Origin of the sequence: Pikeienuella sp. (genome assembly GCF_046290545.1) — a bacterium.
Taxonomy (GTDB): Bacteria; Pseudomonadota; Alphaproteobacteria; order Rhodobacterales; family Rhodobacteraceae; genus Pikeienuella.
The window spans coordinates 39,131-54,725 of record NZ_JBKAGV010000010.1 but is presented as its reverse complement, the minus strand read 5'-3'; the positions used below and the strand labels follow the sequence as shown (position 1 = coordinate 54,725).

Below are 15,595 nucleotides of genomic sequence, written 5' to 3'. Positions count from 1 at the left end.
GGGCGTTCCGCCGGGCGGAAGAGCCATGCGCGGCGGGCATGGCCGCTCTGCCTGATCGTTCATGGCGCCGCCCGGGCGCCGCGCCTATTTCAGCGTGGTGAGCGCGGGAACGCAACGCCCGCCGCCTCGCCCCGGCGTTATCTCCCTGGCGCCGGGCGCGTGGGGCCTCACACCGGCCTCCGCCGGGGCGCCCATCCCCCCAAGGGTGCCCCGCGGAGGCCCAATCATCCGGATACTGCAACGTCGAGGAGCGCGAGGCGGCCGCGCTCCGTTTCCGCCAGCGCCTCGGCCAACGCGAGTGCAAGATCATCCGCCGCCTCCACCCGCATGGCGAAAGCCCGGCTGGCGCGCGCCACGGCGGTGAAATCCGGCGAGGGAGCGAGCGCCGTCAACGGCATCCGGTTCGCCCGCGCCGCCGCGCCGCCGGGATAGAGCCCGGCGACGGACTGCCGCACCGCGCCCCACTCCGCATTGTTCAGGATCACGAGAAGAGGCGCAAGCCCGAGCGCCTCGGCGATCTGATGGCAAGCGACTGGGTTCGAGAAGATGTAGCTCCCATCTCCCATTGTCGCGACGACGAGCCGGCCGGGCGCGCCGAGCTTCATTCCAAGCGCAGCGGGAAAGCTCCAGCCGAGGCCGCCGGCATGAGGTTCCTGTCGCCATTGTCCGCGCTCCGTCAAACCAAGCGAGGCGAGCGGCGCGCCGAGTTCGGAGAGAACCGTCACCTCACGCCCCCGGATCGCCGCGCCGATTGCGGCGGAGACGAATCCCTTCGTCATCGGAGCGCCGGAGACGTGCGCCGAGGCCTTCTCGGCATCCGCCAGCGCAGCCGCATTGAGCGCAACGAGTCGTGGCCGTCGCGCCGCTATGCGTCCAGCGGCCTCGGCGAAATGCGGGCGCATCGCCGCCTCAATCGCGACGAGCCCGGGCCCCGTCTCCGTCGCGAGGGCGACCTCGCTTGCGAACATCCGCACCGGCGTGCGCGCCATATGTGGATCCGGCCCGAGCTGGACGATGCGGAGTCCGGGCGGAACGGCGTGCATGTCCGGCGACCAAGGCGCGAGGCTATCGATCACCAATGCGACGTCCGCCCCTTCGAGCGCGGCGCCGATGGCTGGGCCAATCCAGGCCGGGTGGTCCCGACTCAACGCGTTCGCAACAGCCCACCAATCCGCCACAGGGATCGCCCACTCCTCCGCAAGCCGCGCGAGCGCGGCCCAGCCCGCGGCGTCGCCGGCGCCACGCTGCGCCGCGATTACGGGCCGCTCCGCCAAGGCGAGAAGGCGCGCGGCGCGTTCGATCTCCTCAGCCGGAGCGCGCAGACCGGCTGGGGCGTAGGCGGGCGGGCCTGCGGGCGTATCGACCTCTTCCGAAAGTATCTCTCGCGGCAGCGAGAGATAGACCGGGCCCTGGGGATAAGAGAGCGCGATAGCGGCCGCGCGGTCCAGCAGCGGCCCGATCTGCTCGGGGAAGCGCAGCTCATAGTCCCATTTCACACATTCGCGAATCAGCGCGTGCTGGTCCCGCATCTCCTGGCCCCATCCGATGGGAACGGTGCGAGCGCCGAAGCGGCCCGCCTCAACCGTCGGCGTCCGCCCCGACATGATGATGACCGGAACGTGGTCTGAAGCGGCGTTGAGCGCCCCGATCACGCCATTGGCGAGACCGACATTTGTGTGCAGCATTACCGCCTGTAGTCGACCCGTCGCCAGCCACGCTCCATGCGCCATGCCCATCGCGGCGTGTTCGTGCGGCGCCAGGGTCGCCTCCGGCAGATCGATTCCCGCCTCGGCAGCCTGCGCCAGTCCCTCGATCACAGGCGGAAAGTCCGTGCCGGAATTGGCGAAGACATGAGAGACGCCGAGCGTCTTGAGCCGCGCGAAGATCGCGCCGCCGGCGTTTATCCGCGTCACGAATGCGCCTCCACCGGCGCGGCCACGACCCACCAGCCGGGCTCCGCCGCGCGGAGCCGCTCCGCCGCTTCGAGCGCGGAGGACTCTTTCGCATGAAGACCGAAGCAGGTCGCGCCGGAGCCAGACATTCGCGCCAGCGCGCAGGACTTGTCCCAGGCGAGGGCGGCGAGCGCGCGGCCGATCGCGGGGCGGAGCCGGCGGGCCGGCCCTTCCAGATCGTTGCGCTGCCGCGCGAGCCAGCTCGTCATGTGCGAGAAATCGTGGAACCGCGCCGGCGCCGGCGGCCCACCGGGCCCCTCCCGCCGCTTCAGCCCGGCGAAGACCTCCGCGGTCGAAAGCGGCTGCATAGGATTGGCGAGCACCATCCAGAAGGTCGGAAAGCCCGGCGCGGGCGAAAGCGCCTCGCCTGCTCCGGCCATCATCGCGGGCCGCTGCGCCAGACAGACAGGCGCGTCGGCGCCCAACTCTTCGGCGATCTCTGTCAATCGCCCCTTCGGAGCGCCGCCCCAGAGCCGGCCAAGCAGCCGCAGCGCGGCGCCGGCGTCAGCCGAGCCGCCGCCGATCCCGGAGGCGACGGGAAGTCGTTTTTCCAGCCGAAGCGCCGCTCCCGGCGCGCCGGGCGTGAGAGCGGAAAGCCGCTCCGCCGCGCGGATAACTAGATTGTCCGCGCCCGAAGAAAGCGCGGCGGAGAACGGGCCGCTAAGCGAGAGCGTCAGCCCCGGCGCCGACTCCGCCTCCAGCCCGTCGCCACAGAGCGGGAAGACAGCGAGGCTTTCGAGCAGGTGATAGCCGTCCTGCCGTCGGCCCCGGACGTGAAGGAAGAGATTGACCTTGGCCCGCGCTGTCTCTCGCAGCGCTGCGTGCGCTTCAGCCGCCATCCGCCGCGCGCGGGGTCTCGGGCGCGGCCTCTGCCGCCACCTCCTCGGCGCGCACGACGTCGAGGCCGACATCGAGCTTCCGGCGAATGCGCTCGCGGTCCTTCTCCTCCGGGTCAAAGGAGAGCGCGCGGCGCCACTGGAACTCCGCCTCCCGCTTTCGGCCGACCATCCAGAGCGCGTCGCCGAAATGGTCGTTGATGACCGGATCGACCGGGCGGAGCTCTACTGCGCGCTGCAGCTCCCGCACCGCCGCCGGATAATCTTCGAGGAGAAAAAAACCCCAGCCGAGGCTATCCACGATGTAGCCGTCTTCCGGCCTGGCGGCGACCGCCTTTCGGATCATGTCCATCGCCTCGTCGAGCCGCTCCCGCCGCTCCAGCCACGAATAGCCGAGATAGTTCAGTACGAGCGGCTGGTCCGGCTCCAGTTCGAGAGCCTTGAAGAAATCCGCCTCCGCCTTTTCCCATTGCTGCGACCGCTCGTAGCTTATCGCGCGCTGGTAGTAGAGCGCCCAATTCGCGCGGCCTGCCGACTCGGCGATATTGGTCGCGGCGTCATAGGCGGCTGCGGCCTCGCGGAACCGTTCGGTTCGGCGCAAGATGTCTCCAAGCGCGATATGTGCCTCGAGCGCGTCCGGCGCGCGGCGTGTCAGCGCCTTCAGCGCCTCGGCCGCCTCGTCGGCGCGGTCCATGCGAAAAAGCGCTTCCGCCCGGCCAATCTCCGCCGCGCGGGCGTAGGGGCTGTCCGGCGGAATTGTCTCGTAGGCGCGGACGGCGGCTTCGAACTGCTCGGTTCCCTCCATGACCTCCGCGACGAGCAGTTTCGCCTCGTCGAGATCGGGCCGAAGCCACGAGGCGAGGCGGGCGTAGACGAGGCTGAGCCTGTCGTCGGGCTCTTGCCCCAGGGCGGCGGCAAGACCGTAGAACGCTTCGGCTGCCCCTTCCGACGCCGTCCGGACCAAGAGGGGGGGCGCTTCGCCTTTCTCCATGAAGGCGAGATCGGCTTCGATCGCCGCATCGCCGAGGACGCGGCTCGCCGCCGCCTCGAGTTTCTCGCGCGCCTCGTCCGCGTTTCCGACGCCGAAAAGCGCCGCGGCCTCCGCCCGCGCCATCCGACCGCCGAGGCGCGGCATGTCTTCGGAGAGGCGCCCGAAAGCCTCCGCCGCACCGGTCGCGTCACCGGAGGAAAGGCTGAGCAGAGCTAGGTGATAGGCCGCGAAGACGCGGAACACGGGCGGCCCCTCGACAGAATCCAGCATGGCGCGGGCCCCCTCCTCGTCTCCCCCCGCGGCCTTTACCCATGTGGAAAGGAGATCGCGCAGAAGCGGATGAAAGGCCGCCGGCGCCGCCTCGATCCGCCGTGCGGCGGCTTCATTCTCCCCTCCACGCATCTCCGCCGTGACGAGGACGAGGCTGGCGAGCCGCTGCGTCGGGTCGAAGACGATCATCCGTTCGGCCAGCGCCTCCGCCTGCTCCATGCGCCCCGCCGCGGTGAGGTAAAGCAGCGTCTGTTCGCCGAGAGCAAGATCGCCGGGCGACCGGTCCAGCGCGCGGGAGAAGTATCGCGCCGCCGCCTCAACATCGCCGCGCTTGGCCGCTTGCGCTCCCGCGAGATAGGAGCCGGCGAACGATTCCTGCCCCGACGCGGCGAGCGGCGCACCGGTTGCGGCGGCAAGAAGCGCAAGGCTGGCGGCGCGAGCGATCATCGTCATGTCGTCATCTCCGTTCGATCCTTACGATATATAGGGGTTCCGGGCGTGCAGGTCTCCTGAAACGTTCGAGAGGCGACATTGCGGCGCCGGGCGGGCGGCGCTAGGAGTTCTGAATGTCCGACACTGCATCGCTCGCGCCGCGCCGCCGCGCCCGCCTCGAGGGGCGCGTCATGATCCTCGGCTGCGGGGCACAGAAGGCGGGCTCTACGTGGATGTTCGATCATCTTGCGCGGAATCCTGCTGTCCGCCGCTCCCCCGTGAAGGAGATGAACTTCTTCACCGCCTGGCTCCAGCCCTCGCGGTTCGGCTTTCACGAGCACCGCTTCGCCGCTCAGCTCGCCGCCTCCGACGACGCCGGGATCGACAAGGCGGCTCGCGCTCGGCTCGCTGCGAGGGTCGAGATGAGCGGCGACCGGGCGGCCTATCTCCGCTGGTTCGCCCGGCGCGGGCTGAAGCGCAGCCACATGATGGAGATGACCCCCTGCTATGCGCTGCTAGGCGAGGAAGAGCTGCGCTTCGTGCGCGCGCATTTCGAGGCGGCGGGCGTGATCGTCCGCCCCCTGCTGCTCCTCCGCGACCCCGTGGCGCGCATCGTCTCTCACCACCGCTCGGCGCGGAAAGCATTCGGGCAGGGATACAATCCGGACCGAGGGCTGCTTCTGAATCTCGCCGGCGGGGAACAGCTTCGACGCAGCCGTTATGACCTCACGCTCGCGCGGCTCTTCCGGGTGTTCGGGGAGGAGGCGGTGACGGTCTGCTTCTACGAGCGTCTGTTCGACCCAGCGGACCCGCACCTCGCCGAGGTCGAGCGCGCGCTGGGCCTGTCGCCACTCCCGCCGCTGCTGGAGCGGCGCATCAATCCTTCGCCGGAGACGCCCGCCCCCCCGGCGGCGCTGCTCGCGGCGCTTCGACGAAGGCTCCGTCCGGCATATCGCTTCGTCGCAGAACACTACGGACCCGCGGCCCCCGCGGCCTGGGGCGGCTGACGAGGTCGGAGGGTGTTTCTATCCGCGAAACTCCTGCGACGACTCGAGGGCAGGACGATGCTGATCGGCGTAGGGGCGCAGAAGGCTGGCACCTCTTGGCTCTTTCGACATCTGGCCGGGGATCCGGACGTGTACGCCTCACCGATCAAGGAGCTTCACTTCTTCGACGCGTGGCTCGGTCCGCGCCGGCTCGCTGTCTTTGACAGGCGTTACAGAGAGAAGGCCGCGCAGATGCGACGGCCGCTGCCTCGCCTCGCCGCCCCGCGCATGAGTCGCGCGGTGATAGAACGGGCCGAAATGTCCGAGGATCGGGCAGCCTATCTCAGCTACTTCGCGTCGCGGGTCCATCGTGAGAGATTCCTGCTGGAGGTCACACCCGGGTATTCCCTGCTCAACGAGAGAGGCTGGAGCCAGGCGCGCCGCTTTCTTGAAGAAGCCGGGCTTGCAGTACGTCCTGTTTTCCTGATGCGCGACCCGGTGGACCGGCACTTCTCCGCGCTGAGGATGGAGCAGCGAAAGGGTCGCATCGCGGATGCCGGCGCCGCATTCCGCAGCAGCCTAGGGTGGCGGGCCCATCGCGCTCACGGGCGGTATGACCGGGCATTGACCGAACTATGGAGCGCTTTCGGAAAGGATCACGTCGCCGTTGGCTTCTACGAGCATATCTTCGCAACGCCGGAGCGGCATCTCCGCGCGCTGACCGACTCGCTCGGACTTCCGTGGCGTGAGCCGGACATGACGCAGCGGGTCAACGCCTCGGCGGCGCCTTCGACGCTGAGCGCGGCCGACCGTGCAGCGGGGGTGGAGGCGTTTCGAAAGGTGTACGACTTCGTGAATGCGCGGTTTGGCGCAGAGAAACCTGCCTCATGGTCGGCCTGACGCTGCGTCGATGCATGGCCGCCATGCAAAAAACGCCTTTATTTTGCGCAAGGGATACGCCATATACGCCTTCCCTAGATGACAACGACATGACGACTCGGTGGAGGAGCCAATGGCTCTTGATGATGACGCTTTGAGCTTCACGAATGAGCAGGGACGGCGCGCGCGCAAGCTTTTCGCCGCCGTCGTTCTCGCGGCGCTTGATGACGCGATCAAGGATGAAAAGACCTTCGGCCCCGGAAAGGGCGCGGAAGGAATCGCCCGCTGGGCGAATTCACGCGACGGCATGGAAGTGCTGATGAACGCGGGGATAGAGGTGAACAGCCGCACGGTGGACGGACTCGTCGCCTTCGTGAAGCGGGGCGTGCGCGTCTCCAACGCGCTTTCCCTGAAGGACGATCAGGACAAAGCGGCAGCCTGATTTCGCTGCTCGGATTAGAAAGAGCGCCCGCTTGGGCGCTCTTTCTTTTTTGGAATGCTTGCGCTCCGGTCCGGCCGGCGGCTTTGATGCTCTCCTGAACAGGGAGAATGCGAATGAGCTGGTCGATCCACCACGTCAATCTCGAAGCGAAGGATGTACGCCGGAGTGCGGCCTTCTACGCTGCTGTGCTCGGCATGGAGGAAGGCAAATGGGCCTTCCCGGAGAGCCGCGGTTACATTCCTGGAGCGCCGGACCGGCTCGCGCTTTTCCCCGACGGTCGGCAGAGCCATACCGGTCTCCATCTCATCAAGGGCGACCCGGACTTCGCGGCTCGGAACGGATTTCGGCACAACCCCTCGCTCGGCGGCCACTTCGCCATCGAGGTTGACGACCTCCGTGTGGTGATGCGGCGGCTGGACGAGGCCGGCATCCCCTACTCGGACGGCGGAGTCTTCGCGATCCCGAACCTTCACAACATCTACTTCGAAGACCCGGATGGTAACCTGATCGAAGTTAACCAGCGGGTCTGACGCCGCCCTACTGGCCGGCTCCGAGCCCTTCGGGGCGTCCTACGACGACAAAAGAAAGCGCTTCCGGCTGCAGGAGACGCTTAGCGACGCGTCGGATGTCTTCCTCTGTCACCGCCTCTACGAGGGCGTTGCGTATTTCCGGGTAGTCGATAGGCAATCCAGCCGATTGAAGGCCGACCAGCATGTCGGCGATCTTTCCGTTTGAGTCGAATTGGAGCGCGTAAGCCCCTGTAAGGTAGCGCTTCGCCTTGGCCAACTCCTCCGCCGTCACCCCCTCCTCGGCCATCCGGCGCCACTCCTCACGTATCACAGCGACCGACTCTCCCATCGCCGCATTTGCAGTGGCCACGCCGCCGATGTGGAGCCCTGACCTGTCCATCGGCAGGAGATACGAATAGACGGAATAAGAAAGCCCACGCTTTTCGCGCACTTCAACGGTAAGGCGGGACGAAAATCCGCCGCCGCCGAGGATGTAATTCATCACGAATGCGGGAATGTAGTCGGGATCGTCGCGCAGGATCCCGGCATGGCCAAACATTGCGACTGATTGCGGCACGTCGAGGTCGATCACGGTAATGCCGGGCTCCAGCTCCGGCTCGACATGCCGCAAAGGGTCAGGCGCGCCGTCCGGTAGAGCGGAGAAGAGCCTGTCGAGCATCGCGCCCGTCTCCTCCACCGTGATCGCGCCAACGACGCCGATGCTGACTTCGCCTCGGCGTATCAGGCGCGGCAGCGCAGCGCGGAGGTCTTCCGCCGTCAGCGCGGCGACGCTCGCCTCCGTCCCCCCCGTCGGTCGGCCATACGGGTCAGAGGGAAAGGCCGCCTCAAAGAAAGCTTTGGCCGCGCGGGCATTGGGATCGGTCTCGTCCGAGCGGATCGAGGAAACCATCTGCGCCTTGACGCGCGCAACAGGCTCCTCATCGAAGCGAGGTTGGGAGAGGGCAAGGCGGAGGAGGTCAATCGTCTCCTCCCGGTTTTCCGCGAGCATCGTGGATGAAACGGAGATCGAGTCCCGCCCTGCCGAAAAGCCATATCGGGCGGCGATCGCATCCGCCGCCTCCGCGAATCCAACGGCGTCGAGTTCACCGGCTCCCTCATCGAGGAGGCCCGCGATCAGCCGCGCCAAGCCTTCCTTGCCCGCCGGGTCCAGCGAGGCGCCGCCGCGGAATTCGATCTCCAGCGAAACGATGGGAATGGCCCGCTCCTCGACCAGCCACGCCTCGATCCCACCGGGGCTGACGATGCGCTGGATGGGGGCGGCGGCGAAAGCCGGGGCGGCGACAAGCAGGAACAGCGCGGGAAGAAACCGGATCATTGCGTCGCCTCCGCGGCGCGGACGAGTCGCCCCGTCACCGAGTATTCGAGCCGCAGGAGCTTTGCGGCTTCCTTCACATCCTCGGCCGTCACGGCCTGAAGCACATCCGTCCAGCCCTCGATCCGTTCAACCGTCAGGCCGTTCACGAGGCCGACTCCATAGCGGTTGGCGAGGCCGCGCTGACTGTCCTGCGCGTAGATCTCGGAGGCGCGGATCACGCTTCTCGCGCGGTCGAGTTCAGCCTCGGTCGGCCCCTCGGCAGCGAGGCGGGACATCACCTCGTCGATGGCGGTTTCGATGGCGTCAAGCGCCACACCCTCAGCCGGCACGCCATAGACGCCGAACTCACCATAGTCGTACCCGGATCCCGAATAGAAGGTGCCGGTATTGATCGCGATCCTGTCTTGAAGCTGCAATTGCTTCGAGAGGCGGGAGGTGACGCCGCCGCCGCCCAGAACCTCGCCCAGCATGGCGAGGGCCGCCGCCTGTCCGTCGCCCCCGGTGCGGCGGGAAGGAACAAGGTAGCGCCGTATAACGTAGGGCTGACGGACGCGCGCGTCCGCCATTTCGAGTCGGCGCGGAGCCAGGTGGGGCGGTTCGCCCGCCCGCTCCCGCTCTGCGATGCCGGCGGCGGGAATCGGCCCGTAGTGGATCCGCGCAAGGCGCTCGACCTCGTCAGGCGTTACATCGCCGGCCACGACGAGGATGGCATTGTCCGGCGCATAGTGCCGCTCGTAGAAGGCGAGCGCATCCTCCATGGTCAGACCCTCCATCTCCCGCCGCCAGCCAATCACCGGAATACGGTAGGGGTGGTTCATGTAGAGCGCGGCGTCCATCTGCTCCCGGAAGAGCGCGCCAGGGTCATTGTCAGTCCGCTGGCTGCGCTCTTCGAGGATGACGGCGCGCTCCGGCGTCACCACCGCTTCCGAAAGTCGAAGGTCAACCATGCGGTCCGCCTCCATCCGCATGACAATCTCCAGCCGGTCGGCGGCGATGCGCTGGAAGTAAGCCGTGTAGTCATAGCTCGTGAACGCGTTGTCCTGCCCGCCGTTCTCGGCCACGATCTTTGAAAAGGCCCCGTCAGGTATCTCGTCCGTGCCCTTGAACATGAGGTGTTCGAGAAAATGGGCGATGCCGGACTTCCCGGGCGGTTCGTCGGCGGAGCCGACCCGATACCAGACCATGTGGGTTACGACTGGCGCGCGATGATCCTGGATCACCACGCCCTGCATTCCGTTCTCGAGCGTGAAGGTCGTCACCGCGGGCTCCGCGAAGGACGGCCCAGCGAGCAAGACTATCGCTGCGGCGGCGGCAATGGATTTCATGCGCGTCTCCGTTTTTCGCGCCGACAGGCGCTACTCACAGATATAGCGACCTCTCTGCGGCGCCTTCACAAGCCCGTGAACCCGCGGCTCAGTTTCGCCGGTAGACGGAGCCGATGAGGTCTTCGCTCGGGCGCCCGTCTTCTTCCACAATCGGCGGCGCGGCGGGGGTTGGGACGCCCTGCTGGCGCAGGCGCTCCATCTCCTCCGCGCTGAAGAGGAGCGCGTCCTCCTCACCCAGATTCTGCGGAATCGGCACTCCGAAGACGGAAGTGAGGCCGAAGCGCCGCTCTGTCGGTCCGGCTTCCCCGGCAAGAGCTGCGCGCACGGCGCTGTTGTCCCCGGTAGCGCCGGCTCCGGCAAGGAGAGCGGTTTCTCCGGAACCAGGCGCCTGAGCGCCGGCGCGCTCGGCGCTGACGGGGCGCCCGAAGAGTGCGGATTCCGCCTCAACAAAAGGATCAGGCTCAAGCCGGCTGGGCGCGCCGGGCTGCGGCCGCGGCAGGTCGAAGCTTGGAGGCATCTCCAGCGGGGCGCGGGCGATGATAAGGAACTCGTCAGGCGCACCGGCAGTGACGCCGAGTTGCTCCCCGATCGTGCCGCCGCGTTCGGAACTGACGGAGCAGCCTGCAAGAAAAACCACCGCTGCGAGCGCGGCGGATCGACGAGGACTTGTCGCAGAGGATGGGCGGCGCATCAGGCGGCTCCTCGTATCGTATCGGTCATTTATATCTCCGCGGCGTCGGAGCCGCAATGCGGCACCCACGCTTACGCACGTCGCTTCTCGCTTCCGACGAAGATCAGAAGCCCCGCTCCTGCGAAGATTGCGATATCCGCAACGTTGAAGACGTAGGGATTATCGATGCCGCAGCAGGACATGTTGAGGAAATCCGCCACAGCGCCGAAGCGCACACGGTCCAGCGCGTTGCCGATCGCGCCACCGACGACAAGGCCGACACCAAAGCGGAACCACAAGTCTCCACGGCCCCGCGCCCAGAGAAGAAGCGCACCCGAGATGACGACGGCGAGCCCGACGAGGCCCCAGCGCACGAGGTCCGAGCCGGACGCGCCGAGGCCGAAATTCACCCCTCTGTTCCAGGCCATTACGAAGCGCAGGAACGGCGGCGCCACATCGATCACGCCTCTTTCCATCAGTCCGAGCCCAAAGAGGACGGCGTGCTTCGTCGCCTGGTCGAGAGCGAAGACTAAGAAGGCGACCAAGAGGATGGCGCGCATGGCGGTCGCGGTCACAGCACGTAGCGCGAGAGGTCCGCCGAGCGGGCGAGGTCGCCCACATGCGCCTCCACGAACTCCGCGTCAACGCGCACGGTCTCACCCGACCGGTCCGGCGCGGCGAAACTGATCTCCTCGAACACCCGCTCCATCACGGTGTAGAGCCGCCGCGCGCCGATGTTCTCCACCAAACCGTTCACCTCGGCCGCGATGCGCGCCAAGGCCGCGACGCCGCTCTCCGCGAAATCGAGCGTCACGCCCTCCGCCGCCATGAGCGCCTGATACTGCCGGACGAGGGAATTGTCCGGTTCGGTGAGGATCCGGACAAAGTCCGTTTCCGTCAGCGCACGAAGCTCGACCCGGATCGGCAGACGGCCCTGCAACTCGGGCAACAAATCGGAAGGCTTCGCCACATGAAAGGCGCCTGAGGCGATAAAGAGAATGTGGTCGGTCTTCACCGCACCGTGCTTCGTCGTCACCGTCGTTCCCTCAATGAGAGGAAGAAGATCGCGCTGCACGCCCTCCCGGCTCACGTCGGCGCCGCGGAACCCGCCTTCGGAGGAGCGGGCGCAGACCTTGTCGATCTCGTCGATGAAGACGATCCCGTCCTCCTCCACGGCGCGGATCGCCTCGCGCGTGATCTCTTCCTGGTCGACCAGCTTGTCCGCCTCCTCCGCGAGAAGGAGATCGTAGCTCTCCGCCACTTTCAGACGCCGCTTCTTCTGTCGGCCGGAGAAGGCCTTTCCGAGGATGTCCCCCAGATTGACCATGCCCATCTGCCCGGCGCCGCCCGGAATGTCGAGCATGCCGAGGGGGTTGGACGTGTCCGCCACGGCGACGTCGATCTCCTTGTCGTCGAGAGCGCCCTCGCGCAGCTTCTTGCGGAAGGTCGCGCGCGTTCCTTCGGATGCCTGCTCGCCGACCAGCGCGTCGAGAACGCGGTCCTCCGCCCGCTCATGCGCGCGGGCCTTCACGCCCTCGCGCCGCTCCTCCCGCTTCATGACGATGGCGGTCTCCACGAGGTCCCGCACGATCTGCTCCACGTCGCGGCCGACATAGCCGACCTCGGTGAACTTCGTGGCCTCCACTTTCAGGAAGGGCGCGCCGGCGAGCTTGGCCAGCCGCCGGCTGATCTCCGTCTTGCCGACGCCGGTCGGCCCGATCATCAGGATGTTCTTCGGCGTGATCTCCGCCGAAAGCGGCCCCTCCACCCGCCGCCGCCGCCAGCGTGAGCGAAGCGCGACTGCGACTGCGCGTTTCGCCTCCTTCTGGCCGATGATGAACCGGTCGAGCTCGGAGACGATCTCGCGGGGGGTGAGGTCGGTCATGGGTGCTCCCTCGCGCGGTCAGGCCGACGCGATCTTTTCGAGGACGATCTCCTCGTTTGTGTAGACGCAGATCTCAGCCGCGATCTTCATCGCCTTCCGCGCGATCTCCTCGGCGCCGAGGCCTGTGTCAATCAGCGCCCGCGCGGCAGCGAGCGCGAAATTGCCGCCCGAGCCGACGGCGGCGACGCCGCCTTCGGGCTCTAGCACGTCGCCCGCGCCGGTGATGACGAGAAGGTCCGTGCCGTCCGTCACGATCAGCATGGCTTCGAGATTGCGGAGATACTTGTCCGTCCGCCAGTCCTTCGCCAGCTCCACAGCGGCGCGGGTAAGCTGGCCGGGCGCGGCCTCCAGCTTCTTCTCCAGCCGCTCGAAAAGGGTGAAGGCGTCCGCCGTCGAGCCTGCGAAGCCGGCGATCACATCGCGACCGCCGGGCGCCATGCGACGGACCTTGCGCGCCGTCCCCTTTATGACTGTATTGCCAAGGCTGACCTGCCCGTCGCCGGCGATCACGATCTCGCCCGCCTTTTTCACGCCGACGATGGTTGTCATCCGCTTTCCTCCCGGTCGGCGCTACATAGGCCGGGCGCCGTTCCGCCGCAACTTGCGGGCCGTGGCGCCCCGCCGCTATATGCGCAGAGCCGAGAGGGAGCGAGATGAGCCGCCGCGCCAGCCTGAGCCGCAAGACCGCCGAGACGTCCATAGAGGTCGAGATCGACCTTGACGGGACCGGCGCCTATGACAACCGGACTGGCGTGGGCTTCTTCGACCACATGCTAGACCAGCTCGCCCGCCACGCCCTGATCGACATGAAGGCGCGGGCCTCGGGCGACCTCCATATCGACGATCACCACACGGTCGAGGATACCGGCATCCTCCTCGGCAAGGCGCTCGCCGAGGCGATGGGCGACAAGCGCGGCATCCGCCGCTACGGCCACTGCTATCTTCCGATGGACGAATGCCTGACGCGCGCCGCGCTCGACCTTTCGGGCCGGCCTTTCCTCGTCTGGAAGGTGGAGTTCACCACGCCGAAGATCGGGACGTTCGACACCGAGCTGGTGCGCGAGTTCTTTACCGCGTTCGCGATGAATTCTGGCATGACGCTGCATGTGGAGACGCTCTATGGCGTCAATTCCCACCACATCGCGGAGACCTGCTTCAAGGCAGTCGCCCGCGCGCTCCGTGACGCGCTGGAGACGGACCCGCGCAAGGCGGAGGCGATCCCGTCCACCAAGGGGGTGCTGTGAGCGTCGCAATCGTCGACTACGGCTCGGGCAACCTCCACTCGGCGGAGAAGGCCTTCCAGCGCATGAGCCGGGAAGGCGCCGGCGCGCCGGTCGTCGTCACATCGGATCCGGAGGCGGTGCGGCGGGCGGACCGGATCGTGCTGCCGGGCGTCGGGGCTTTCGCCGATTGCCGCGCCGGCCTCGATTCGGTTCCCGGCATGGTCGAGGCGCTGGAGGAGCGGGCGCACCGGGGCGGCGCGCCCTTCCTCGGTATCTGCGTTGGGATGCAACTTCTCTCGACGGTCGGTCGGGAACATGGGGATACGCCGGGTCTCGGCTGGATCGCCGGCGAGGTCGTCAGGCTCGGGCCGAACGATCCGGACTTGAAGATCCCGCATATGGGCTGGAACGAGCTAAGCTTCGGCGAGCACCCGCTCTTCGCCGGGCTTTCCCCCGGCGCCCACGCCTATTTCGTCCACTCCTACCACATGCGCCCGCGAAACCCCGAGGCGCGGATCGCCCATTGCGCCCATGGCGAGATGGTCACCGCCGCCGTTGCGAAGGGGAACGTCGCCGGCGTGCAGTTCCACCCGGAGAAGAGCCAGGAGACCGGCCTCCGCCTCATCGCCAACTTCCTCGCCTGGGCGCCCTGAGCGCCGGAAAGGAGACAGAACCATGTCCGATCCCGTCGTCATCGTCGGCGCCGCGCGCACGCCCATGGGTGGCTTCCAGGGGGAGCTTTCGGGAGCCTCCGCCTCCGATCTCGGCGGCGCGGCCATCGCCGCGGCGCTCGCCCGCGCGGGTGTCGCCGCCGTGGATGTGGACGAGCTTCTCATGGGCTGCGTCCTCCCCGCCGGTCAGGGCCAGGCGCCGGCGCGGCAGGCGGGGTTCAAGGGCGGGCTTTCCGAGGCCGTTCCCGCGACGACGCTCAACAAGATGTGCGGCTCCGGCATGAAAGCGGTGATGATCGCGCATGACCAGCTTCTGGCCGGGAACGGCCGCGTCCTCGTCGCGGGCGGCATGGAGTCGATGACGAACGCGCCCTACCTTCTGCCAAAGATGCGTTCTGGCGCCAGGCTCGGCCATGCCGAGGTCAAGGACCACATGTTCCTAGACGGGCTTGAGGACGCATATGAGCCCGGCAGGCTCATGGGTTCCTTCGCCGAGGATTGCGCCGAGAAGTACCAGTTCACGCGCGAGGCGCAGGACGCCTATGCGCTCGAAAGCCTCGGAGGCGCTCGGCGGGCGCAAGCGACGGGCGCCTTCGCGGCCGAGATCGTCCCCGTGACCGTGAAGGGACGCGAAGGCGCCGCGGAGATCACGGAGGACGAGCAGCCGAACACGGCGCGGCCCGAGAAGATCCCCGGCCTGAAGCCCGCCTTCAGGAAGGACGGCACGATCACTCCCGCTAACGCCTCCTCCATCTCCGACGGCGCTGCGGCGCTTGTCCTCATGCGGGAATCGGAGGCGAAGGCGCGTGGGCTTACGATCCGCGCCCGCCTTCTGGGCCATGCGAGCCACGCGCAGGAACCGGGTTGGTTCACCACCGCGCCCGTACCAGCGATGAAGGCAGTGATGGCGAAGGCGGGATGGTCCGTGGAGGACGTTGACCTCTGGGAGGTGAACGAGGCCTTTGCCGTCGTCCCCATGGCCGCAATGGCTGAGATCGGCATGGCGCGGGATCGGCTGAACGTAAACGGCGGGGCCTGCGCGCTCGGCCATCCGATCGGGGCGTCGGGCGCACGCATCCTCGTGACGCTCCTCCACGCGCTGGAGGCGCGCGGCGGCAAGCGGGGAATAGCGGCGCTCTGCATCGGCGGCGGGGAGGGAACCGCCGTGGCGATGGAACTGGTCTGACC

Annotated in this window: 16 protein-coding genes; 7 read left to right on the top strand and 9 right to left on the bottom strand. The window is 67.6% G+C overall.

Translation table 11 applies throughout. The features are described 5' to 3' along the window. Positions 1 to 224: 224 nt before the first annotated feature. Genes ACE37J_RS08570 through ACE37J_RS08560 form a run of 3 tightly spaced genes read right to left on the bottom strand, consistent with a single transcriptional unit; the run spans position 225 to position 4,502 of the window. Positions 225 to 1,913 (bottom strand): thiamine pyrophosphate-requiring protein, encoded by a 1,689-nt coding sequence (locus tag ACE37J_RS08570; RefSeq protein ID WP_409710083.1) that lies wholly within the window; start codon positions 1,911 to 1,913, stop codon positions 225 to 227. Beyond that, positions 1,910 to 2,791 carry a 4-(cytidine 5'-diphospho)-2-C-methyl-D-erythritol kinase gene (locus ACE37J_RS08565; protein ID WP_409710080.1) on the bottom strand — a complete coding sequence of 294 codons (882 nt, stop codon included), beginning with the start codon at positions 2,789 to 2,791 and terminating at the stop codon, positions 1,910 to 1,912. The genes ACE37J_RS08570 and ACE37J_RS08565 overlap by 4 nt, the downstream gene beginning before the upstream one ends. After that, entirely contained in the window at positions 2,781 to 4,502 is a 1,722-nt protein-coding gene (locus tag ACE37J_RS08560) for a tetratricopeptide repeat protein (RefSeq protein ID WP_409710077.1), read from the bottom strand. The genes ACE37J_RS08565 and ACE37J_RS08560 overlap by 11 nt, the downstream gene beginning before the upstream one ends. Positions 4,503 to 4,615: 113 nt before the next feature. Here ACE37J_RS08560 and ACE37J_RS08555 point away from each other — a divergent pair, with 113 nt between their 5' ends. From ACE37J_RS08555 to ACE37J_RS08540, 4 genes are all read left to right on the top strand, one after another. Then, a complete protein-coding gene (locus ACE37J_RS08555; RefSeq protein ID WP_409710074.1) occupies positions 4,616 to 5,488 on the top strand; it encodes a sulfotransferase in 873 nt (290 codons plus the stop codon). Between the two features lie 57 nt (positions 5,489 to 5,545). Then, on the top strand, positions 5,546 to 6,367 hold the full coding sequence (locus ACE37J_RS08550; protein ID WP_409710071.1) for a sulfotransferase: 822 nt from the start codon (positions 5,546 to 5,548) through the stop codon (positions 6,365 to 6,367). A 112-nt stretch (positions 6,368 to 6,479) separates the two neighbouring features. Then, positions 6,480 to 6,788: a DUF6280 family protein gene (locus tag ACE37J_RS08545; RefSeq protein ID WP_409710068.1), complete on the top strand. Its 309-nt coding sequence runs from the start codon at positions 6,480 to 6,482 to the stop codon at positions 6,786 to 6,788. Between the two features lie 113 nt (positions 6,789 to 6,901). After that, positions 6,902 to 7,318, top strand: coding sequence for a VOC family protein (locus ACE37J_RS08540; protein ID WP_409710065.1), 417 nt, complete (start codon positions 6,902 to 6,904; stop codon positions 7,316 to 7,318). Positions 7,319 to 7,325: 7 nt separating this feature from the next. On the opposite strand, the gene ACE37J_RS08535 is transcribed toward ACE37J_RS08540, so the two are convergent. The 6 genes from ACE37J_RS08535 to hslV form a co-directional block, all read right to left on the bottom strand. Beyond that, positions 7,326 to 8,633, bottom strand: a complete 1,308-nt coding sequence (locus tag ACE37J_RS08535) for a M16 family metallopeptidase (RefSeq protein ID WP_409710062.1) — start codon at positions 8,631 to 8,633, stop codon at positions 7,326 to 7,328. Then, complete coding sequence (locus ACE37J_RS08530; protein ID WP_409710059.1) at positions 8,630 to 9,958, bottom strand: M16 family metallopeptidase; 1,329 nt, start codon at positions 9,956 to 9,958, stop codon at positions 8,630 to 8,632. The genes ACE37J_RS08535 and ACE37J_RS08530 overlap by 4 nt, the downstream gene beginning before the upstream one ends. A gap of 88 nt (positions 9,959 to 10,046) precedes the next feature. Further along, on the bottom strand, positions 10,047 to 10,649 hold the full coding sequence (locus tag ACE37J_RS08525; protein ID WP_409710056.1) for a DUF3035 domain-containing protein: 603 nt from the start codon (positions 10,647 to 10,649) through the stop codon (positions 10,047 to 10,049). A 71-nt stretch (positions 10,650 to 10,720) separates the two neighbouring features. Further along, the gene (gene lspA / locus ACE37J_RS08520; RefSeq protein ID WP_409710053.1) at positions 10,721 to 11,203 is read right to left on the bottom strand and encodes a signal peptidase II; all 483 of its coding nucleotides are present in this window, start codon (positions 11,201 to 11,203) and stop codon (positions 10,721 to 10,723) included. Continuing rightward, positions 11,200 to 12,513 (bottom strand): ATP-dependent protease ATPase subunit HslU, encoded by a 1,314-nt coding sequence (gene hslU, locus ACE37J_RS08515; protein WP_409710049.1) that lies wholly within the window; start codon positions 12,511 to 12,513, stop codon positions 11,200 to 11,202. Before hslU ends, lspA begins: the two co-directional genes overlap by 4 nt. Before the next feature lie 18 nt (positions 12,514 to 12,531). Next, positions 12,532 to 13,062: an ATP-dependent protease subunit HslV gene (hslV, locus tag ACE37J_RS08510; RefSeq protein ID WP_409710046.1), complete on the bottom strand. Its 531-nt coding sequence runs from the start codon at positions 13,060 to 13,062 to the stop codon at positions 12,532 to 12,534. Positions 13,063 to 13,166: 104 nt separating this feature from the next. On the opposite strand from hslV, the gene hisB reads away from it, so the two are divergent. From hisB to ACE37J_RS08495, 3 genes are read left to right on the top strand one after another with little or no spacing between them, the layout of a single operon-like run. Continuing rightward, entirely contained in the window at positions 13,167 to 13,757 is a 591-nt protein-coding gene (gene hisB / locus ACE37J_RS08505; protein ID WP_409710044.1) for an imidazoleglycerol-phosphate dehydratase HisB, read from the top strand. Beyond that, positions 13,754 to 14,389, top strand: coding sequence for an imidazole glycerol phosphate synthase subunit HisH (hisH, locus tag ACE37J_RS08500; protein ID WP_409710041.1), 636 nt, complete (start codon positions 13,754 to 13,756; stop codon positions 14,387 to 14,389). The genes hisB and hisH overlap by 4 nt, the downstream gene beginning before the upstream one ends. Before the next feature lie 22 nt (positions 14,390 to 14,411). Next, the gene (locus tag ACE37J_RS08495) at positions 14,412 to 15,593 is read left to right on the top strand and encodes an acetyl-CoA C-acyltransferase (RefSeq protein ID WP_409710038.1); all 1,182 of its coding nucleotides are present in this window, start codon (positions 14,412 to 14,414) and stop codon (positions 15,591 to 15,593) included. Positions 15,594 to 15,595 lie beyond the last annotated feature (2 nt).